The following is a 19,728-nucleotide window of genomic DNA, read 5'->3' on the forward strand; positions in this document are numbered from 1 at the left end:
TCCGGGCCGGGGAGAGGGTCACCGGACCACGATAGCGAGGAATCGGAGCGGATCGAAACGATTCGAGTCGGAGAGCGCTCCCGCGCGGCTCACTCCTCCAGCGCGCGGCCCAGTCGCTCGATCTTGGCGTCGATCTCGCCGGAGTAGCCGGGCCGGATGTCGGCCTTCAGCACCAGCGAGACCCGCGAGCCGTAGGCGCCGACCGCCTCGGTGGCGCGCTTGATCACGTCGAAGACCTCGTCCCACTCGCCCTCGATCTCGGTGAACATCGAGGTCGTGCGGTTCGGCAGACCGGAGTCGCGGACGATGCGGACAGCGGCGGCGACGGCGTCGTGGACGGAGGCGTCGGGGCCCTCACCGCCGGACGGAGCGACGGAGAATGCGACGAGCACGAGGGACCTCCCAGCGGATCCGACCACCGGACCCGCCGTCCAGCCTAGGCGCGCACGCCCTCGGCAGCGGGAGCGCGGCTCCCCGTCCGCCACAGCTCGCGGAGCACCCAGCCGAGCAGCACGAGCAGCAGGACGTTGCGCACGGTGAGCGCCAGCACCATCCCCGCGTTGGAGTAGAGCAGGAAGAGGTAGAGGTACGGGTAGACGATCTGCGTGAACACCGCGATCGCCAGCGTCAGCTTGGCCGGCGTCGCGAAGCCGCGACCGGCGACGACGAGCCCGACGATGACGGGCGGCGCCAGCCAGACGATGTACTGCGGCGAGAGCACCTTGTTGATGTCGATCAGGACGAGTACGAGCCCCAGGCTCAGCAGCGGCAGCAGCCGCACCGGCGACGCCTTCGCCCGCAGCGCCCGGAGGCCGAGCAGCACGGTGCCGATCACCGCGAGCGCGAGCGCCGGGTTCATCAGCTCGGCGGCGACGTTCGTGAAGGGGCCGTGCATCTCGAAGGTGTTGATGTCGGCCGCGTACCAGACGTAGCTGCCGGCCCAGCCGCCGATCGAGAGCCACATCCAGAGCATGCTGACGGGCGCCTCGATCTGCAGGCCGCGCGTCGTCTGGTCGGTGACGAAGCTGAAGACGTACTCGCCGCCGCCGAGCGCGTACACGCCGGCGATGATCGCGACGGAGAGCCCGGCGCCGACGGCCACCAGCCGCCAGCGGCCGCGCAGCACGAGGACGGCGGCGCCCAGCAGGGCCGCGGGCCAGACCTTGATCCAGGTGGCGACGGTGAGCGCGAGCGCGGCGATCACCGGCCGGCTCGAGGCCCAGAGCAGCCCGGCGATGGCGAGCGGAACGGTGAACGCGTCGATCCGGCCGACGGCGATCGGCCCGAGGAGCACCAGGAAGAGCAGCCACCAGCGCGCCGCGGCGAGTCGGGCCGGGATCCGCCGGTGCAGGAGCAGCGCGAAGGCGGCCGCGTCGACCGCGATCACGCCGGCGAGCCAGGTCAGGTCGTAGCCCGCCTCGCCGAAGAGCCAGGCGGCGCTGATCGGCACGAGGGCGAGGATCGGATAGACCCAGCCCGTGTCGAAGCCGACGAGCCCGCCACCCTCGACGGCGGTCCGCATCCAGCCCTTGTAGACGATGCTGACGTCGCCCATCGGCAGACCCGGGGCGAACAGGGCGAGCAGCGAGAGCAGCACGTGCACGAGCGCGAAGCCGCCCCAGAGCACGGCGGCGGAGTCGCGGTTCTCGCGCAGCCACGCGATCGGGCCCGAGGAGGCCCGGGGGGCGGCGGTCGCTGAGGCGGCAGGGGTCGGCACCGCGTCAGTGTAGAGGGCCCCCCGATCGCGCCCCTGAACGCCCGCGGGCGGCATCAGTAGCCGGCGAAGGCGTCGGTGCGGACCTTCTTCGCACCGGCCGCGCGCAGGGCGCCGCGGACCGAGTCGACGAACTCGGGCGAGCCGGAGACGAAGCCGACGCGGCGCGGGGCGTCCGGCACGGCGTCGGCGAGGCGCTCGGCGGTGATCCGGCCGGCCACGTGCGACCAGCCCTCGGGCAGCCGCGCCGGGGCCTCGGGCGAGACCAGCACGACACGGGCACCGGAGGCGCGCAGCAGCTCGCGGTACGCCACGTCCTCGAGCCGCGGCGCCGCGTAGACGACGACGACGTCCCGCTGCGGCCCGGCCGCGATCGCCGTCAGCTGGCTCGCGAACGGCGTGATGCCGATCCCGCCCGCGACCAGGAGCAGCGGCGTCGCCGGATCGGCCGGCAGCACGAAGTCGCCGCCGACACTCGTCGCGCGGACGACCGCGCCGGGCTCGAGTCCGGCGAGCGCCCGCTTGAAGCTGCTCGCCTTCTCGGGCAGGCGCATCGCGACGGCGATCTCGCCGTCGGCGGGAGCGGAGGCGATCGAGAAGGTGCGCCGGCTCCCCCGGCCGTCGGAGCGGTGCGGCACGTCGAGCTCGAGCCACTGGCCCGCCTCGAAGCGCACCGGCGTCCGCGGGGCGAAGCGGTACTCCGTGATGCCCGGCGCGATGACGCTCGAGGAGCGCAGCTCGAGCGAGAGCCGGCGGCGCTGGCCGAAGAAGAAGGCGATCGCGTTGCCGGCGACCAGGCCGAGCTCGGGGCTCGCGTGCAGCGGGCCGAGCGAGAACGGGACCGTCGTGAGCAGGGCCGCGACGACCGCGACGAGCAGCTGCTGGGAGCGACGCGGGGCGAGGGTCAGCGGCTCGGTCAGCATGAAGGCGCCGGCGAACACGAACGGGTAGGCGGTCAGGACGAGCGACAAGGCGGAACCCGGTTCCTGGCCGAGCACGACCGAGTTGAGCACGGAGACGGCGCCGGCGACGGCGATGTACACGACGACGATCGCCCAGCGGCGCACCCGCGCGACGACGATCAGTGCGCCCAGCAGCACCCACGGCCAGAGCGCTCCGGTGGGCAGGGCCCAGGCCGCGGCGGTCAGCGAGCCCGCGAACGGGGTGTCCTGCAGCAGTCCCTGCGCGATGCCGACGATCAGCACCGCGACGGCGGCCGGGTTGAAGAGGTGGCGCCCCCGCCAGACCAGCAGGTACTTGGAGGCGGCGGCGATCACGCCGATCAGCGCGACGACGAGCAGCGCGCGCGGCTCCGCGGTCGGGAAGAGCAGGAACGCGATCAGCAGACCGGTCACCAGCGAGGACTCGAGGTGGGCCGGCGACCCGACCAGCCGGGCGATCAGCCAGGTCGCCCCGGTCGTCGAGACGATCGCCACCACGGCTGTCGCCGCGATCTCGATCGGCGTGAAGAAGATCAGCCCGGCGGCGGAGTAGCCGAGGGCGACGACGAGGAGCGCGGCGAGCGTCAGCCAGACCAGCCGGTACATGGTGATGCGACCGAGGGCGCGATCGAGGGTGCCGATCATCAGAAGACCTCTCCGGGGAAGCGGGGCGAGTAGTGCAGCCGGCCGGTGCTGAGCACGCGGACGAACTCGAAGTCGAAGCGCTCGGCGAGCACCTCGGGCGGGCAGACGAAGAGGGCGGTCGCGAGTCCGTCGGCGACGAGGGTGCTGTCGGCGACGACCCAGGTCGCGACGACCGTGTCGACCGGGCGGCCGGTCCGGCCGTCGAGGACGTGGTGCAGTCCGTCGCCCCAGACCCGGCGGTTGCCCGCCGAGGCGCAGAGCGCGCGCTCGCCCGGGTCGGCGACGCCGATCGCCCGGCTCGCGTCGAAGGGGTGCTCGAGGCCGACGCGGTAGGCGCCCGCGCCTCGGGCGCGGAGATCGCCGCTCGCGTCGACGACGACCCGCTCGACGCCCACGCTCGCGAGCTCGTCGAGGACGAGGTCGACGAGCTGCCCCTTGCCGGCCGCGCCGACGTCGAGGACGACCCCGGCGGTGGTGCGGAGCGTCGCTCCCCCGCCGCCGCGGGCGTCGGACCAGGACGGCGCGGGCACGACCGGGCCGCGCGGCACCAGCGAGTAGGCCGGGTTGTAGCCGAGCTGCTCGAGCGCGTCGCCGACGAACGGCGTGACGCCTCCCCCGGTCAGCGCGAAGAGCGCGTCGTAGAGGGCGAACAGCTCGACCGCCTCCTCCGGGAAGACGTGCTCCCCAGGGGTGCCGCGCAGTCGCGAGGCGGCGGAGTCGTCGCGGAACCGCGACCACGTGCGGTCGTACGCCTCGATGCGGGCCTCGACCCGCTCGCGCACGACCGCGGCGAGGGGTGCTTCCGTGTCGATCTGCCAGGCGGTGCCGATCGCCTCGAAGCTCCAGGCGTGCTCGAGCACGCGCCGACTGTCGGCCGGCACGGTCTCAGGGTGCGGCGATTCAGGCGGCGGCATCGGCCTTGATCGTCTCGACGGCGTCGTTGAAGCCGCCGGAGGTGAGCGAGGAGCCGGAGACCTTGGTCACGTCGAGCTCGTCGAGGCTCTTGCCGACGACCTCGCCCGAGATGCCGCTGGCGAAGCGGCTCTGGTACTCCTGGCCGGTCGGGTTCTCGGACTCGGGGGTCACGGTGACCGCGGTGACGACGCCGGACTCGAGCGTCAGCGAGACGCCGACCGACTCGTTGCCGCCGGGCGAGGTGTAGGAGCCGTCGGCCTCGTAGGTGCCGTCGGCGTAGGCGCCCGTCGCGGCGGAGCCGGTCGAGTCCGTGCCGGTCGACTCGGAGGAGGCGCTGGAGGTCGCGGCGGGCGCACTGGTCGCGGCGGCGCTCGAGCCGGCGTCCTCGGTCCCGGCGGTGGCGGTGCTCGAGCAGGCGGCGAGGGCGGCGAGGGTGCCTGCTCCGGCGAGGAGGGTGAGGGCGTAGCGGACGGGAGTCGTGGTCTTCGCGATCATGTCTGTTCTCCTGAGTGGGGGGCGGACGCGGCTGTCGTCCCGACGCTAGGGCCGGGAGCCATGAGGTTCCGATGAGGCGGCTGTGCGGCTCCGATGCCCGGATCGCGCGGGGAGGCCGCCTCTCCTGGGACAACGGCGCGGGCACGCGATCGGTTCAGTTCAGGAGTCGCGCGACGACGCCGGGCAGCTGCTCGGCGATGTCGAGGGCGGCGATCGGTCCGCCTCCTGAGGCTGCGGCACCGGCCTGCGCGTGCAGGACGGCCGCGGCGGCGGCGACCGCCGCGAGGTCCTCGTCGCCGAGCGTCGCGCCCCGGCTCTCGGCGTCCGCGGCCCGGCCGGCCAGCAGCGCGCCGAGGACTCCGCCGAGCACGTCGCCGCTGCCCGCCGTCGCCAGCCAGGGCGTCGACCCGCTGACCTCGTGGCTGACGCTCCCCGAGACCACGTGCGTGGTGCTGCCCTTGAGCAGCACGCAGACCCCGAACCGCTCCGCCGCCCGGCGCGCCCACCCACCGGCGTCGGCGGCGATCGCGGCCGCGTCGACGTCCACCCCGGCGCGCGAGAGCAGGCCCGCCAGCTCGCGGTAGTGCGGAGTGACGACCACCGGCCCGCGGGCCTCGTCGATCAGGTCGAGCGCGCCCGCGTCGAGCACCACGGGGACCCCCGAGTGCAGCGGCTCGAGCAGGGCGGCGCGCTCGCCCGCCGAGCGGTCGTCCGCGCTCGTTCCCGAGCCGAGGAGCCAGGCCTGCACCCGTCCGGGCGAGGTGACGACCTCCGGCCGACGCGCGAGCACGAGAGCGGACGGCCGCTCGGGCCCGAGGTAGCGCACCATGCCGAGACCGGTGCGCACCGCCGCCTCGACCCCGAGCACCGCGGCGCCCGGGTACCGCTCGGACCCGGTCGCGATCCCGAGCACCCCGCGGCTGTACTTGTCGTCGTCCGCGCGCGGCACCCGCACGGCCAGTGCCGCCTCCGCGAGCCCGAACTCCCTCTGCCCATCCGTCATGCCGCCAGCCTAGGTCGCACCCCCGACGCCGCCCTCCGCGAGATCCACCCGCAGCAGAACCTCGTCACCCGCGCGCCTGCTGACGCCTGGTCTCCTAGGGAAAGATCACCTCATACGTAGGGGAGAACCATGCTGATCGAGTAGCCCGCGGAGCGGGCGTATCGAGATCCACCACCGTCAGCACGTGAGTCTGCAGACCCGCCCTGGCTGGCGACGGCGGGTCTCGATACGCCCCTGCGGGGCTACTCGACCAGCATGAAGGGCCGGCGACGCTGCCCCCGCAGCCGGCGACGCTGCCGCCGTGAAGCCCAGCCGGCGAAGCCGCTGCCATCCCACCGCAGTCGGCGAAGCCGCTGCCGCCCACCGCAGCCGGCGAAGCCGCTGCCGCCCACCGCAGCCGGCGAAGCCGCTGCCCCCCTCGCCAGAAGTGGAGGCGCGGGCCGGGGAGGTGGTGATCGCAAGGCGGAGGAGGGAGCGATACCGGCGGTATCGCGACCGACGACAACGCCGCGAGCGCCGCCTCCCCGGCCCGCGCCTCAGCGGCGGGTGGCGTCGTCGACTTCGCCGACCAACTCCTCGATGATGTCCTCGAGGAAGAGGACGCCGGTGGCCCGGCCCTGCTCGTCGAAGGCACGGGCCAGGTGCGCGCCGGTGCGGCGCATGATCGCGAGGGCGTCCTCGAGGTCGGTGGCCTCGAAGATCGAGGCGAGCTGGCGGATCCGCTTGGCCGGAATGGGCAGGCGGAACTTCGGCCCCTCGGTGTCGCCGTCGAGGTCGAGCACGTCCTTGAGGTGGATGTACCCCTCGGGCTGCCCGTCCTCGCCGAGCACGACGTAGCGCGAGAAGCCGTGCTTCGCGACGGCGCGCTCCACGTCGGCCGGCGACGCTCCGGCGGGGAGGCTGACGATCCCGTCGAGCGGCAGCGCCACGTCGTGCACCTTCTTCTCGGTGAACTCGAACGCGGCGAGGAGGGTGCCGTTGCTGCGCAGCGTCCCCTCGCGGGTCGACTGGTCGACGATCGTCTGCACCTCCTCGAGCGTGAAGGTGCTGTTCGCCTCGTCCTTCGGCTCGACCCGGAAGAGCCGCAGCACCCCGTTCGAGATCGCGTTGAGCGCGACGATGATCGGGCTGATCACGCGCGCGATCGCGACGAGCGGCGGCGCGAGCAGCAGGACGGCCCGGTCCGGCATCGAGAACGAGATGTTCTTCGGCACCATCTCGCCCAGCACGACGTGCAGGAACGACACGATCACCAGCGTGATCACGAACGCGACCGTGCCGGAGAACTCGTCCGGGATGCCGACCGCGTGCAGCGGCACCTCGAGCAGGTGGTGGATCGCCGGCTCGCTGACGTTGAGGATCAGCAGCGAGCAGACGGTGATGCCGAGCTGGGTCGTCGCCAGCATCAGCGTGGCGTGCTCCATCGCGGCGAGCGCGGTGATCGCGCTGCGGCGGCCGCTCTCGGCGAGGGGCTCGATCTGCGAGCGGCGCGCGGAGATGACCGCGAACTCCGCTCCGACGAAGAAGGCGTTCGCGGCGAGCAGCACCACGAGCCAGGCGATTCCTGCCCAGTCACTCATGGTCGGCCTCCTGGCGTCCTCGGTGCGGTCGGCCGACGTCGGCGAGCGGGTCGGGGATGCCCTCGCCCGCCGCGTCCGGGTCGGGGGTGAAGCGGAGCCGGTCGATGCGCCGGCCGTCGAGCCGCTCGACGCGGAGCGAGCCGCCCTCGACGGGCACCTCGTCGCCGACGGCGGGCAGGCGGCCGAGCTCGCTCATCACGAAGCCGGCGACCGTCTCGTACGGCCCCTCCTCCGGGATGACGACGCCGGCGCGGTCGCGGACCTCGTCGGGCCGGAGCATGCCGGGGAAGGTGGTGGAGCCGGGCAGCTTGACGACGTCGGGGCGCGAGCGGTCGTGCTCGTCCGCCACCTCGCCGACGAGCTCCTCGACGAGGTCCTCGAGCGTCGCCACGCCCGCCGTTCCGCCGTACTCGTCGACGACGACGGCGAGCTGGAAGCCGCGGCCGCGCAGCTCGGTGAGCAGCACGTCGAGCTTCATCGTCTCGGGCACCCGCAGCGGCTCGGAGCGCAGCGCGGTGACGGGCACCTCGGAGCGCTTGCCGCGCGGCACCGCGACCGCCTGCTTGACGTGCACGACGCCGACGATGTCGTCGATGTCGTCGTCCGTGATCGGGAAGCGCGAGAGGCCGGTGGTCCGCGCGAGGTCGAGGACGTCCTGCGCGGTGCTGGAGCGCTCGAGCGTCGAGAGCCGCAGCCGCGGCGTCATCACGTCGCCGGCCGAGAGCGCGGAGAAGCGGAGGGTGCGCCCGAGCAGGTCGGCCGTGTCCTCCTCGAGCAGTCCGGCGCTCGCGGAGTGCCGCACCAGGCTCGAGAGCTCCTCGGCGCTGCGGGCGCCCGAGAGCTCCTCCTTCGGCTCGATGCCGGCCAGGCGGAGCAGGGCGTTGGCGCTGCCGTTGAGCAGCGCGACGGCCGGGCGGAAGACGGTGGTGAACGCGGTCTGGATCGGCACGACCAGCTTCGCCGTCGCGCGCGGCAGCGCCAGAGCGAAGTTCTTCGGCACCAGCTCGCCGAGGATCATCGACAGCAGCGTCGCGATGACGATGGCGAGCACCGTCATGATCGGCGTGAGCACCTCGTCCGGGATGCCGAGGCCGCCGAACGGCACCCGCAGCAGCGACGAGAGCGCCGGCTCCATCGTGTAGCCGGTCAGCAGCGTCGTCAGCGTGATGCCGAGCTGGGCGCTGGAGAGATGCGTCGAGGTGACGCGGAGTGCGGCGATCGTCATGCCGAGGCGGGTCTCGCCGCGGTCGCGGCGGGCCTCGAGGTCGGCGCGGTCGAGGTTCACCAGGGCGAACTCGCTGGCGACGAACACGCCGGTGCCGAGCGTCAGCAGCAGGCCGACGCCGAGCAGGAGCCACTCAGTGCCCACGGGGATCACCTCCGGCGAGGAGGAGGCCGCTCAGGAGGACCGGGATCGAGGAGTGCCGGACGAGCCGGCGCGAGGGCGGATGCGCAGAAGGGGGGTCGTCCATTGTGGCGTCGAGTCTAGCGGGAGGACCGCCGCCGCAGAACTGCCCTCAGAGCCACTTCTTGCGCTTGAACACGGCGTAGAGCACGAAGCCGAAGACCAGCATCAACCCGATCGCCCACGGATAGCCGAGCCGCCAGTGCAGCTCCGGCATGTCGTCGAAGTTCATGCCGTAGATCCCGGCGACGAGCGTCGGCGCGAACAGGATCGCGGCCCACGACGAGATCTTCCGCACCACGTCGTTCTGCGCGAGCCCGGTCTCGGTCTGCCGGCGCGAGACCAGGGTCGAGTGCACGGTCAGCGCCTTGTCGAGGATCGCCCGCAGCGCGTCGACCGCCTCCGTCACCCGGATGGTGTGGTCGAGCACGTCGCGGAGCGACCGGTGCAGCTCGACGTGGTCGAGCGTCGCGTCGGCGCCCGGAGCCGCGTCCGGCGCCTCGGCGAGCTCGCGCAGCAGCGCCGTCAGCGGCTGGACCGAGCGCTGGAAGTGGATGACCTCGCGGGAGAGCCGGTAGATGCGCTCCGAGAGGCCGTCGTCGGTGCCGTCGCCGAAGAGCTGGTCCTCGATCTCGTCGACGTCGCCCTGCACGCCGTGCACCACGGGCGCGTACTCGTCGACGACCTGGTCGAGGATCGCGTACAGCACCGCCTCCGGCCCGCGGGAGAGCAGCGCCGGATCCCCTTCGAGCCGCTTGCGCACCGCCGCGAGGTCCGGCGAGTCGGCGTGCCGGATGGTGACGACGAAGTCCGGCCCCACGAACACGTGCAGCTCGCCGAAGACGACCGTCTCGTCCGCGTCCACGTAGCGCGCGGGCCGCAGCACCACGAACAGCCCGTCGTCGTAGCGCTCGAGCTTCGCCCGCTGGTGGCCGCTCAGCGCGTCCTCGACGGCGAGCGGATGGAGGCCGAACTCCTCGGCGACCGCCTCGACCTCCTCGCGGCTCGGGCGGTAGAGCCCGATCCACGCCATGCCGTGCTCGTCGCGCATCAGCTCGAAGGTGTCCTCGAGCGAGTCCGGGTTGCGGATGCGGTGACCGCCGACGTACACGGCGTTGTCGACGATCGTCATGCGCTCGGTTCTAGCACGCGCGCGCCGGGTGCCGGCTGACCGTCACCGGCTGACCGTCACCAGCTGACCGGCAGCGCCTTGCCCTCCTCGTAGCCCGCCGCCGACTGCAGCCCGACCAGCGCGCGCTCGTGGAACTCGGCGACGCTGCGCGCCCCCGCGTAGGTGAAGGAGGAGCGCACCCCCGAGGTGATCATGTCGAGCAGGTCCTCGAGCGAGGGGCGCAGCGGGTCGAGGTAGATCTTCGACGACGAGATGCCCTCGGCGAAGAGCCGCTTGCGGGTGAGCTCGTAGGGGTCGAGGCGGTCGAAGCGCTCCTGCACCGCCTTGGCCGAGGCCATCCCCCAGCTCTCCTTGTAGATCCGGCCGGCCGCGTCGCTGCGCAGCTCCCCCGGCGCCTCGATGGTGCCGGCGAACCAGGAGCCGATCATCACGGAGGCGGCGCCCGCCGCGAGCGCGAGCGCCACGTCGCGCGGGTAGCGCACGCCGCCGTCGGCCCAGACGTGCGCGCCGAGCTCGCGGGCCCGCTCCGCCGTCTCGAGCACCGCGGAGAACTGCGGCCGCCCGACCGCGGTCATCATCCGGGTGGTGCACATCGCGCCGGGGCCGACACCGACCTTGAGGATGTCCGCGCCCGCGTCGACGAGGTCGTGCACCGCGTCAGCGGTGACGATGTTGCCGGCGGCGATCGGCACGCCGAGCTTCAGCGCCGAGACGGTGCGCAGCGCGCGCAGCATCCCCTCCTGGTGACCGTGCGCCGTGTCGAGCACGAGCACGTCGACGCCCGCGGCGACGAGGGCGCGCGACTTGGCCGCGACGTCGCCGTTGATGCCCACCGCCGCGGCGATCCGGAGGCGCCCGTCAGCGTCCAGCGCCGGGTCGTAGATGGTCGAGCGCAGCGCGCCGGTGCGCGAGAGCGTGCCGACCAGCGCGCCGTGGTGCAGCACCGGGGCGAAGTCGAGATCGGCCGCGACCATCAGGTCGAAGGCCGCGCGCGCGGTGGGGACGTCGTCGGCGTCGATCGAGGCGGAGGCCCCGTGCACGAGGTCGCCGAGCCGGGCGTCCTCGAGGGCCGTCGCGAGCCGCGAGGCCGGGACGCAGCCGAGGATCGTGCCGTCCTCCTCCTGCACCACGAAGCCGTGGCCGGCGACGGCCGGAAGGATCGCGAGCGCCTCCTCGACCGTCGTCGACGGCGAGGCGGTGAGCGCGCCGGAGAAGGCGACCGGCTGGTCCTTCACCCAGCGGATCGCCGCATCGAGCTGCTGCAGCGGCAGGTCCTGCGGCAGGACGCCGAGCCCGCCGCGCCGGGCGAGAGTGGCCGCGAGCCGGGGGCCGGTGACCGAGTTCATGTTCGAGGAGACGATCGGGATGCTGGCTCCGGTGCCGTCACCGGGGGCGAGCGACACGTCGAGCCGGCTGGTCACCGAGGACCGGCCGGGTACGAGGAAGACGTCCGAGTAGGTGAGGTCGCCGGAGGGGGTTCCACCGTAGAAGCGCATGGAGACGACGCTACTCCGGCCCGCCTGGGGACGTTCGCCGGAGGATCCGGGCTAGGCTTGACGACCGGGACGGGACCGGGCGACGACGCCCAGATGCGTGTCGGATGCGACGGTGCCGTCCGGATGATCGAGAACGAATCAACGGAGAGAGTGGGCGATCGGCTGTGTCGAGCCAGTTGACCGGAGCGGGAACAGATCAGGGCTCGGAGGACTTCGGAGCCAACGAGTGGCTGGTGGAGGAGCTGTACGAGCAGTACAGCGCCGACAGGGCCTCGGTGGACGAGTCCTGGTGGCCGATCCTCGAGCGCTACGGCAAGCAGCTCGGCGGTGCCGCGCCCGCCGCACCGGACGCCCCCGCCGCCCAGGCCCCGGCCCCTGCGAAGGAGTCCGTCGCCGAGCGCGTGTCGACCAGCGCCGGCGGAGCGGTCAACCACCCCGCCACGTCGGCGACCTCGGTGTCGAAGACCACCTCGAAGCAGCCGAAGGCGCAGCCCATCCCGGCCGACGCGCCCGTGAGCAAGCCGGTCGAGGACGCCGCCCCCGCGGAGGAGGACGTCGTCTCGCCCCTGCGCGGCATGGCGAAGAGCCTCGCCACGAACATGGACGCGAGCCTGTCGATCCCGACGGCCACCAGCGTCCGCACCATCCCGGCGAAGCTGATGATCGACAACCGCATCGTCATCAACAACCACCTGCGCCGCACGCGCGGCGGCAAGGTCTCCTTCACCCACCTGATCGGCTGGGCGCTGATCCGCGCCCTGAAGGACTTCCCGAGCCAGAACGTCTACTACGACGAGCCGGGCGGCAAGCCCTCGGTCGTCGCCCCCGCGCACGTCAACCTCGGCATCGCGATCGACATGCCCAAGCCCGACGGCACCCGCGCCCTGCTCGTCCCGAGCATCAAGCGCGCCGACACGCTGAGCTTCACCGCCTACCTCGCCGCCTACGAGGACCTCGTCAAGCGCGCCCGCGGCAACAAGCTCGCCGCCGGCGACTTCGCCGGGACCACCCTCTCGCTGACCAACCCGGGCGGCATCGGCACCGTGCACTCCGTGCCCCGCCTGATGAAGGGCCAGGGCTGCATCATCGGCGCCGGCGCCCTCGAGTACCCGGCCGAGTTCCAGGGCTCGTCCGAGAAGACGCTCGTCGAGCTCGGCATCGGCAAGACCATCACGCTGACCTCGACCTACGACCACCGCGTCATCCAGGGCGCCGGCTCGGGCGAGTTCCTCAAGATCGTGCACGAGCTGCTGCTCGGCAAGCGCGGCTTCTACGAGGACATCTTCTCCGCGCTGCGCATCCCCTACGACCCGATCCACTGGTCGACCGACATCGCCGTCGACCTCGCCGAGCGCGTCTCGAAGACCTCGCGGGTGCAGGAGCTCATCAACTCCTTCCGCGTCCGCGGCCACCTGATGGCCGACGTCGACCCGCTGGAGTACGTCCAGCGCTCGCACCCGGACCTCGCCATCGAGAACCACGGCCTCACCTTCTGGGACCTCGACCGCGAGTTCGTCACCGACGGCTTCGGCGGCTCCCGCCAGCTGAAGCTCCGCGACATCCTCGGCATCCTGCGCGACTCCTACTGCCGCACCGTCGGCGTCGAGTACATGCACATCCAGGACCCGGAGCAGCGCGCCTGGATGCAGCAGAAGCTCGAGCGCGGCTACGAGAAGCCGGGCCACGACGAGCAGCTGCGCATCCTCGGCCGCCTCAACGAGGCCGAGGCCTTCGAGACCTTCCTGCAGACCAAGTACGTCGGCCAGAAGCGCTTCTCGCTCGAGGGCGGCGAGTCGCTGATCGCGCTGCTGGACGCCGTCCTGCAGGGTGCGGCGGACGCGGACCTCGACGAGGTCGCCATCGGCATGGCCCACCGCGGCCGCCTGAACGTGCTGACCAACATCGCCGGCAAGACCTACGGCCAGATCTTCCGCGAGTTCGAGGGCACCCAGGACCCCAAGACGGTCCAGGGCTCCGGCGACGTGAAGTACCACCTCGGCACCGAGGGCACCTTCCGCGGCGCCGGCGGCGAGGAGATCCCCGTCTACCTCGCGGCGAACCCCTCGCACCTCGAGGCCGTCAACGGCGTGCTCGAGGGCATCGTCCGCGCCAAGCAGGACCGCAAGCCCATCGGCACCTTCACCACCCTGCCGATCCTCGTCCACGGCGACGCCGCGATGGCCGGTCAGGGCGTGGTCGTCGAGGGGCTGCAGATGTCGCAGCTGCGGGCGTACCGCACCGGCGGCACGATCCACATCAACATCAACAACCAGGTCGGCTTCACGACCCCGCCGCACGAGGCGCGCACCTCGATCTACTCGACCGACATGGCGAAGACGATCCAGGCGCCGATCTTCCACGTGAACGGCGACGACCCCGAGGCCGTCGTGCACGTCGGCCAGCTCGCCTTCGAGTACCGCCAGCGCTTCAACCGCGACGTGGTCATCGATCTGATCTGCTACCGCCGCCGCGGTCACAACGAGGGCGACGACCCCTCGATGACCCAGCCGCTGATGTACAGCCTGATCGAGGCCAAGCGCTCGGTGCGCAAGCTCTACACCGAGGCGCTCGTCGGTCGCGGCGACATCACCGAGGAGGAGTACGACCGCGCGCACCAGGACTTCCAGGACCGCCTGGAGCGCGCCTTCGCCGAGACGCACGCCGCGCAGACCGGCGCGATCCCGGTGATCAGCGCCGACGGCGACTCGGTGGCCGACCTCGAGCTGCCCGACGCGCAGCAGGGCGAGGACTACCCCGGCGAGCCCGAGGTGACCGGAGTGAAGGCCGAGGTGGTCACCCGGATCGGCGACGCGTTCAACTCGCCGCCCGAGGGCTTCACCGTGCACCCGAAGCTCCAGCAGCTCCTCACCAAGCGCCAGGAGATGAGCCGCTCCGGCTCGATCGACTGGGCGTTCGGCGAGTTGCTCGCCCTGGGCTCGCTGCTGCTCGAGGACACCCCGGTGCGCCTGGTCGGCCAGGACACCCGCCGCGGCACGTTCGTCCAGCGCCACGCGGTGCTGCACGACCGCGACAACGGCCAGGAGTGGCTGCCGCTGATGAACCTGTCCGATTCGCAGGCCCGCCTGTGGATCTACGACTCGCTGCTCTCGGAGTACGCGGCGATGGCGTTCGAGTACGGCTACTCGGTCGAGCGGCCCGACTCGCTCGTGCTCTGGGAGGCGCAGTTCGGCGACTTCGCGAACGGCGCCCAGATCGTCATCGACGAGTTCATCTCCTCCGCCGAGCAGAAGTGGGGCCAGCGCTCGTCGCTCGTGCTCCTGCTCCCGCACGGCTACGAGGGCCAGGGCCCGGACCACTCCTCCGCCCGCATCGAGCGCTACCTGCAGATGTGCGCCGAGCGGAACATGACCGTCGCGCGCCCGTCGACGCCGGCGTCGTACTTCCACCTGCTGCGCCGCCAGGCCTACTCGCGCCCGCGCCGCCCGCTGGTGGTCTTCACGCCGAAGGCGATGCTGCGGCTCCGAGGGGCGTCGAGCCCGGTCGAGGACTTCACCTCGGGCCGCTTCGAGCCCGTGATCGACGACGCGCGGATCCAGGACGCGTCGGCCGTCACCCGGGTGCTCCTGCACGCCGGCAAGGTGCACTACGACCTCCGGGCCGAGCTGGAGAAGAAGCCGGACGACGGCATCGCGCTGGTGCGCGTCGAGCAGTACTACCCTGCGCCGATCGAGGAGCTGCGCGCGATCGCCGCGCGCTACCCGAATGCGGAGTTCGTCTGGGTGCAGGACGAGCCCGAGAACCAGGGCGCCTGGCCGTTCATCGCCCTGAACGTCGCGCCGCAGCTCGACCGTCCGATCCGCGTCGTCTCGCGGCCGGCCGCCGCCTCCCCCGCCGCGGGCTCGGCGAAGCGCCACGCCTCCGAGCAGGCCGACCTGCTGGGCCGGGCGCTGCAGCGCTGACGACGCCCGGAGCCGCCCCCTCGGCGGCGGCTCCGGCTCGCAGCATCGACGTCGGCTCGCTGGAATCCTCGGATCCGGCGAGCCGGACGTCGTTCCGCACGCCGAACTCCGTCGACCGCTTGCCCGGGACACCTCCGGCACGCAGAAACGCCTCCGGCTCGCCGGAACGGGCGGCTCCTGTGAGCCGAGCGCGTTCCGGCGAGCCGGAGGTCGTCGAGCGGGTGCGTCGAAGGGCTAGATGCGCGCCGGAGTGGCGGCGTGGCTCGCCTGGGCGTCGCGCAGCATGCCGAGCACCTGGGCGCGGAGGTCCTCCGGCGCCGTCTCCTTGCAGGCGCGCTGCACCGCGACGGTCAGCACGACGCCGACCTTCGCCTCACCGGAGCAGTCGGGGCAGTTCGCCATGTGCTCGCGGATGTCGGCGGCGTCCTCCTTGCAGAGCTCGTTGTGGAGGTACTCCTCGAGCTCGGCCTTCGCCTTCGTGCAGCCGCAGTCGGTCATTTCGTGCTCCCGGTGGTGAAAGCGGCGCGGATCCCGCGCTCGCGTGCGTAGTCGGTGAGTCGTTCGCGCAGCATGCGCCGGCCGCGGTGCAGCCGGCTCATCACGGTCCCGACGGGGGTCTTCATGATGTCGGCGATCTCCTGGTACGAGAAGCCTTCGACGTCGGCGAAGTAGACGGCGAGCCGGAAGTCCTCCGGGATCGCCTGCAGGGCCTCCTTGACGGCGGTGTCGGGGAGGTGGTCGATCGCCTCGGCCTCGGCCGAGCGGCTCGAGGTGGCGGTGGTCGACTCGGCGCCGCCCAGCTGCCAGTCCTCGAGCTCGTCGATCGCGCTCTGGTACGGCTCGCGCTGCTTCTTGCGGTACGAGTTGATGAACGTGTTGGTGAGGATGCGGTAGAGCCACGCCTTGAGGTTCGTGCCCTGCTCGAACTGCTTGAACGCGCCGAACGCCTTCGCGAACGTCTCCTGGACGAGGTCCTGGGCGTCGGAGGGGTTCTTGGTCATCCGCAGACCGGCCGCGTACAGCTGGTCGATGAAGGGCAGCGCCTGCTGCTCGAACAGCGCGCGGAGATCCACCGGGGCGTCAGGGGCGACGTCGTCGAGGGCCTCCTCGACGGTCTCCTCGATCGTCTCGGCCTCCTCCGTCGCGGGCGCCTCATCGGCGGTGCTGGGGCGTGTGCTGTCGTCGCGAGTCATCACACGCGATTCTAAGCCGCGGCGCCGGGAGGCCGCCTGTCGTGCCGGCCGGGGTCGCACGAGGTCGATCGTCGCAGTCATGCCTCGCCTCCCGCCTGATCCTGCCGTCGGTCCGTTCGCCGACTACTCTGACAACCGATGGTCTTCTCGCGTTATTCCGCTCCCGAGTTCGATCCGTACGGCGACGCCCGCGCGCTCCCCGGCGAAAAGGACTGGTCGGCGCCCGCTGCCGCCGGCGCCCTCGACGCCGTGGTCGAGCTGCCCGGCTCCAAGTCGCTGACGAACCGCGAGCTCGTCCTCGCCGCTCTGGCCGACGCTCCGTCCGTGCTGCGCGCGCCGCTGCACTCGCGTGACAGCGCGCTGATGATCGAGGGCCTGCGCTCGCTCGGCACGACGATCCGCGAGGAGGGGGCCACCGGCTCCTTCGGCGCCGACCTCGTCGTCGAGCCGGCCGAGGAGCTCTTCGGCTCCACGACGATCGACTGCGGACTGGCCGGCACGGTGATGCGCTTCCTGCCGCCGCTCGCGGGGCTCGCGCTCGGGCCGACCACCTTCGACGGCGACGCCTACGCCTACAAGCGGCCGATGGGAGCCACGATCGCCTCCCTCCGCTCGCTCGGCGTCGACGTCGCCGACGACGGGCGCGGCTCGCTCCCCTTCACCGTGCACGGCTCCGGCTCGATCCGCGGCGGCGACGCCGTGGTCGACGCCACCCGCTCGAGCCAGTTCGTCTCGGCCCTGCTCCTCGCCGGCGCGCGCTTCGACGAGGGCCTGCGCCTGCGACACGAGGGCGGCGCGCTGCCGAGCCAGCCGCACATCGACATGACGATCGCGGCACTCGAGGCCCGCGGCGTGAGCGTGGACGCGTCGACCCCCGGCGCCTGGACGATCGCGCCGCAGACGATCGCCGGCGCCGACGTCCTGATCGAGCCCGACCTCTCCAACGCCGCGCCGTTCCTCGCCGCGGCGCTCGTCACCGGCGGCACCGTCCGGTTCCGGCACTGGCCGGCCGAGACGACCCAGGTCGGCGCGCACCTCGAGCGCATCCTGCCGCTGTTCGGCGCGACCGTCGAGCGCGACGGCGACGACCTCGTCGTCCGTGGCGGCGACGAGATCCTCGGCGTCGACCTCGACCTCTCGGAGGGCGGCGAGCTCGCCCCCGCCCTCGCGGCCCTCGCCGCGCTCGCGAGCGGCCCGAGCACACTGACCGGCATCGGCCACATCCGCCACCACGAGACCGACCGCCTCGCCGCCCTCGCCACCGAGATCAACGGCCTCGGCGGCGCCGTCACCGAGCTCGAGGACGGCCTGCGCATCGAGCCGGCACCGCTGCACGCGGGGCGCTGGCGCACCTACTCCGATCACCGCATGGCGCACGCCGGCGCGCTGATCGGCCTCGTCGTTCCCGGCGTCGCGATCGAGGACATCGCGACGACCTCGAAGACCCTTCCGCAGTTCCCCGAGCTCTGGACCGCACTCGCGGGCGCGGTCTGACCCGTGTCGTGGTGGACGGACAGCGGCCTCGACGCCGACGGTGTGCTCGACGACTTCGACGGCTACGACGAGTCGGACGCGCGCGTGCGGCCGAACCCCAAGGGGACCAAGCCGCGCACGAAGAACCGGCCGGCCTACGAGGACGCCGAGATCGCGGTGGTGCTCGGCGTCGACCGCGGCCGCTACACGGTGATGATCGGCGACGGCACGCCCGAGGAGCACGAGTTCACGGCGGCGCGCGCCCGGGAGCTGCGCAAGCAGGCGATCGTCCCCGGTGACCGCGTCGACGTCGTCGGCGACTCCAGCGGCGACGAGGGCACGCTCGCCCGCATCGTGCGGATCCGCGAGCGCTCGACCCTGCTGCGCCGCAGTGCCGACGACACCGACGCGATCGAGCGCGTGATCGTCGCCAACGCCGACCAGATGGTCTGCGTGGTGGCCGCCGCCGACCCGGAGCCGCGCACCCGCCTCGTCGACCGCTATCTGGTCGCCGCCTTCGACGCCGGCATCACCCCGATGCTCTGCATCACCAAGACCGACCTCGCCGACCCCGCGCCGTTCCTGCGCAACTTCGAGGGCCTCGATCTGCGGGTGTTCCTCTCCAGCCAGGACGAGCCGCCCGTCGACGAGATCGCCGAGGCGCTGCTCGGCCACGAGACCGTCGTCGTCGGCCACTCCGGAGTCGGCAAGTCGACTCTCGTGAACAAGCTCGTCCCCGACGCGCACCGGGCGATCGGCCGGGTCAACACGGTGACCGGGCGCGGCCGGCACACCTCGTCCTCCACGGTCTCGCTGCGCGTCGAGCGCGGCGACCGGCACGGCTGGGTGATCGACACCCCGGGCGTGCGCTCCTTCGGCCTCGGGCACGTGAACACCGACAACATCCTCGGCGCCTTCACCACGCTCGCCGTGCTCGCCGAGAACTGTCCGCGCGGCTGCACGCACCTCCCCGACTCCCCCGACTGCGCGATCATCGAGGCGGTCGAGGGCGGGCTGCTCGGCGCGAGCGGGCCGGAGCGCCTCGACTCGCTGCAGCGCCTCCTGACCACCTTCGCCACCACCGACGGAAGCAGACGATGACCGACACCGCCCTCCCCCCGATCCCCGTCGACGAGCGCCTCGCCGCGGGCGACGCCGCCCCCGACTTCACGCTGCCCGACCAGGACGGCCGCCCGGCCGCCCTCGAGGGCCTGCGCGGCCGCCGCGTCATCCTCTTCTTCTACCCGCAGGCCGACACCCCCGGCTGCACCACCGAGGCGTGCGACTTCCGCGACAGCACCGCGGCCCTGCAGGCCGCCGGCTACGAGGTGCTCGGCGTCTCGCGCGACACCCCGGAGGCGCTGCGCCGCTGGGCGGACGAGCACGGCCTCGCCTACCCGCTGCTGAGCGACCCCGACATGGCCGTGCACCGCGCCTACGGCGTCTGGGGTGAGAAGAACAGCTACGGCAAGACGGTCGTCGGCGTCCTCCGCTCGACCTTCGTCGTCGGCCCCGAGGGCGCCCTCGAGGTCGCGCAGTACAACGTGCGCGCGACCGGCCACGTGCAGGCCCTCCGCAAGAAGCTCAAGCTGGCCTGACCCGCCGGGTCTCGATACGCCGCCTCCGGCGGCCACTCGACCAGCATGCAGGGAGGCCTCCTGCCGTTCCGGCGGCCCATGCAAGGCGTCCGCCCGCCGTTCCGGCGGTCCGGCGATCCGTCAGCCCATGCTGATCGAGTAGCCCGCGCAGCGGGCGTATCGAGATCCACGTGTGCAGACGGCCGGGTCTCGATACGCCGCCTCCGCCGGCAACTCGA

Annotated in this window: 16 protein-coding genes; 4 read left to right on the top strand and 12 right to left on the bottom strand. The window is 72.5% G+C overall.

The genetic code is table 11. From position 1 onward, the window contains the following. Nucleotides 1-89: 89 nt before the first annotated feature. The 10 genes from HQQ86_RS02930 to HQQ86_RS02975 form a co-directional block, all read right to left on the bottom strand. A complete protein-coding gene (locus HQQ86_RS02930) occupies nt 90-392 on the bottom strand; it encodes a thiamine-binding protein (RefSeq protein ID WP_123702710.1) in 303 nt (100 codons plus the stop codon). 44 nt (nt 393-436) lie between these two features. Then, nucleotides 437-1,717, bottom strand: coding sequence for a glycosyltransferase 87 family protein (locus HQQ86_RS02935; RefSeq protein WP_173286323.1), 1,281 nt, complete (start codon nt 1,715-1,717; stop codon nt 437-439). A 53-nt stretch (nt 1,718-1,770) separates the two neighbouring features. After that, complete coding sequence (locus tag HQQ86_RS02940) at nt 1,771-3,300, bottom strand: RnfABCDGE type electron transport complex subunit D (RefSeq protein ID WP_173286325.1); 1,530 nt, start codon at nt 3,298-3,300, stop codon at nt 1,771-1,773. Further along, nucleotides 3,300-4,181, bottom strand: coding sequence for an FAD:protein FMN transferase (locus tag HQQ86_RS02945; protein ID WP_367948529.1), 882 nt, complete (start codon nt 4,179-4,181; stop codon nt 3,300-3,302). Before HQQ86_RS02945 ends, HQQ86_RS02940 begins: the two co-directional genes overlap by 1 nt. A 19-nt stretch (nt 4,182-4,200) precedes the next feature. Then, entirely contained in the window at nt 4,201-4,710 is a 510-nt protein-coding gene (locus HQQ86_RS02950; RefSeq protein ID WP_173286328.1) for an FMN-binding protein, read from the bottom strand. Nucleotides 4,711-4,864: 154 nt separating this feature from the next. Next, nucleotides 4,865-5,713: an ADP/ATP-dependent (S)-NAD(P)H-hydrate dehydratase gene (locus HQQ86_RS02955; protein WP_173286330.1), complete on the bottom strand. Its 849-nt coding sequence runs from the start codon at nt 5,711-5,713 to the stop codon at nt 4,865-4,867. 536 nt (nt 5,714-6,249) lie between these two features. Beyond that, nucleotides 6,250-7,293: a hemolysin family protein gene (locus tag HQQ86_RS02960; RefSeq protein ID WP_123444413.1), complete on the bottom strand. Its 1,044-nt coding sequence runs from the start codon at nt 7,291-7,293 to the stop codon at nt 6,250-6,252. Next, nucleotides 7,286-8,662 (bottom strand): hemolysin family protein, encoded by a 1,377-nt coding sequence (locus tag HQQ86_RS02965; RefSeq protein ID WP_367948530.1) that lies wholly within the window; start codon nt 8,660-8,662, stop codon nt 7,286-7,288. Before HQQ86_RS02965 ends, HQQ86_RS02960 begins: the two co-directional genes overlap by 8 nt. A 148-nt stretch (nt 8,663-8,810) precedes the next feature. Further along, on the bottom strand, nt 8,811-9,830 hold the full coding sequence (gene corA, locus HQQ86_RS02970) for a magnesium/cobalt transporter CorA (protein ID WP_173286332.1): 1,020 nt from the start codon (nt 9,828-9,830) through the stop codon (nt 8,811-8,813). A gap of 56 nt (nt 9,831-9,886) precedes the next feature. Continuing rightward, nucleotides 9,887-11,326: a GuaB1 family IMP dehydrogenase-related protein gene (locus HQQ86_RS02975; RefSeq protein ID WP_173286334.1), complete on the bottom strand. Its 1,440-nt coding sequence runs from the start codon at nt 11,324-11,326 to the stop codon at nt 9,887-9,889. A gap of 164 nt (nt 11,327-11,490) precedes the next feature. Between HQQ86_RS02975 and HQQ86_RS02980 the strand changes: the two genes are divergently transcribed. Then, on the top strand, nt 11,491-15,246 hold the full coding sequence (locus HQQ86_RS02980; protein ID WP_173286336.1) for a multifunctional oxoglutarate decarboxylase/oxoglutarate dehydrogenase thiamine pyrophosphate-binding subunit/dihydrolipoyllysine-residue succinyltransferase subunit: 3,756 nt from the start codon (nt 11,491-11,493) through the stop codon (nt 15,244-15,246). Nucleotides 15,247-15,480: 234 nt separating this feature from the next. On the opposite strand, the gene HQQ86_RS02985 is transcribed toward HQQ86_RS02980, so the two are convergent. Then, nucleotides 15,481-15,744: a zf-HC2 domain-containing protein gene (locus HQQ86_RS02985; protein ID WP_173286338.1), complete on the bottom strand. Its 264-nt coding sequence runs from the start codon at nt 15,742-15,744 to the stop codon at nt 15,481-15,483. Further along, entirely contained in the window at nt 15,741-16,439 is a 699-nt protein-coding gene (locus HQQ86_RS02990; protein WP_159985509.1) for a sigma-70 family RNA polymerase sigma factor, read from the bottom strand. The genes HQQ86_RS02985 and HQQ86_RS02990 overlap by 4 nt, the downstream gene beginning before the upstream one ends. A gap of 138 nt (nt 16,440-16,577) precedes the next feature. Here HQQ86_RS02990 and aroA point away from each other — a divergent pair, with 138 nt between their 5' ends. The 3 genes from aroA to bcp are packed head-to-tail and all read left to right on the top strand — an operon-like array spanning nt 16,578 to nt 19,510. Beyond that, the gene (gene aroA, locus HQQ86_RS02995) at nt 16,578-17,933 is read left to right on the top strand and encodes a 3-phosphoshikimate 1-carboxyvinyltransferase (protein ID WP_173286339.1); all 1,356 of its coding nucleotides are present in this window, start codon (nt 16,578-16,580) and stop codon (nt 17,931-17,933) included. Between the two features lie 3 nt (nt 17,934-17,936). Continuing rightward, nucleotides 17,937-19,013, top strand: coding sequence for a ribosome small subunit-dependent GTPase A (gene rsgA, locus HQQ86_RS03000; RefSeq protein ID WP_173286341.1), 1,077 nt, complete (start codon nt 17,937-17,939; stop codon nt 19,011-19,013). Beyond that, nucleotides 19,010-19,510, top strand: a complete 501-nt coding sequence (gene bcp / locus HQQ86_RS03005) for a thioredoxin-dependent thiol peroxidase (protein WP_173286343.1) — start codon at nt 19,010-19,012, stop codon at nt 19,508-19,510. The genes rsgA and bcp overlap by 4 nt, the downstream gene beginning before the upstream one ends. The last annotated feature ends 218 nt before the right edge of the window (nt 19,511-19,728 follow it).

Source organism: Rathayibacter sp. VKM Ac-2857 (genome assembly GCF_013205025.1).
Lineage (GTDB): Bacteria > Actinomycetota > Actinomycetes > Actinomycetales > Microbacteriaceae > Rathayibacter.

Excerpts from the sequence above, each read along its gene's own strand:
- HQQ86_RS02940 (WP_173286325.1), bottom strand. The coding sequence starts at position 3,300 with ATGATCGGCACCCTCGATCGCGCCCTCGGTCGCATCACCATGTACCGG.
- HQQ86_RS02950 (WP_173286328.1), bottom strand. The coding sequence starts at position 4,710 with ATGATCGCGAAGACCACGACTCCCGTCCGCTACGCCCTCACCCTCCTC.
- HQQ86_RS02955 (WP_173286330.1), bottom strand. The coding sequence starts at position 5,713 with ATGACGGATGGGCAGAGGGAGTTCGGGCTCGCGGAGGCGGCACTGGCC.
- HQQ86_RS02960 (WP_123444413.1), bottom strand. The coding sequence starts at position 7,293 with ATGAGTGACTGGGCAGGAATCGCCTGGCTCGTGGTGCTGCTCGCCGCG.
- corA (WP_173286332.1), bottom strand. The coding sequence starts at position 9,830 with ATGACGATCGTCGACAACGCCGTGTACGTCGGCGGTCACCGCATCCGC.
- HQQ86_RS02975 (WP_173286334.1), bottom strand. The coding sequence starts at position 11,326 with ATGCGCTTCTACGGTGGAACCCCCTCCGGCGACCTCACCTACTCGGAC.
- HQQ86_RS02985 (WP_173286338.1), bottom strand. The coding sequence starts at position 15,744 with ATGACCGACTGCGGCTGCACGAAGGCGAAGGCCGAGCTCGAGGAGTAC.
- HQQ86_RS02990 (WP_159985509.1), bottom strand. The coding sequence starts at position 16,439 with ATGACTCGCGACGACAGCACACGCCCCAGCACCGCCGATGAGGCGCCC.
- aroA (WP_173286339.1), top strand. The coding sequence starts at position 16,578 with ATGGTCTTCTCGCGTTATTCCGCTCCCGAGTTCGATCCGTACGGCGAC.
- bcp (WP_173286343.1), top strand. The coding sequence starts at position 19,010 with ATGACCGACACCGCCCTCCCCCCGATCCCCGTCGACGAGCGCCTCGCC.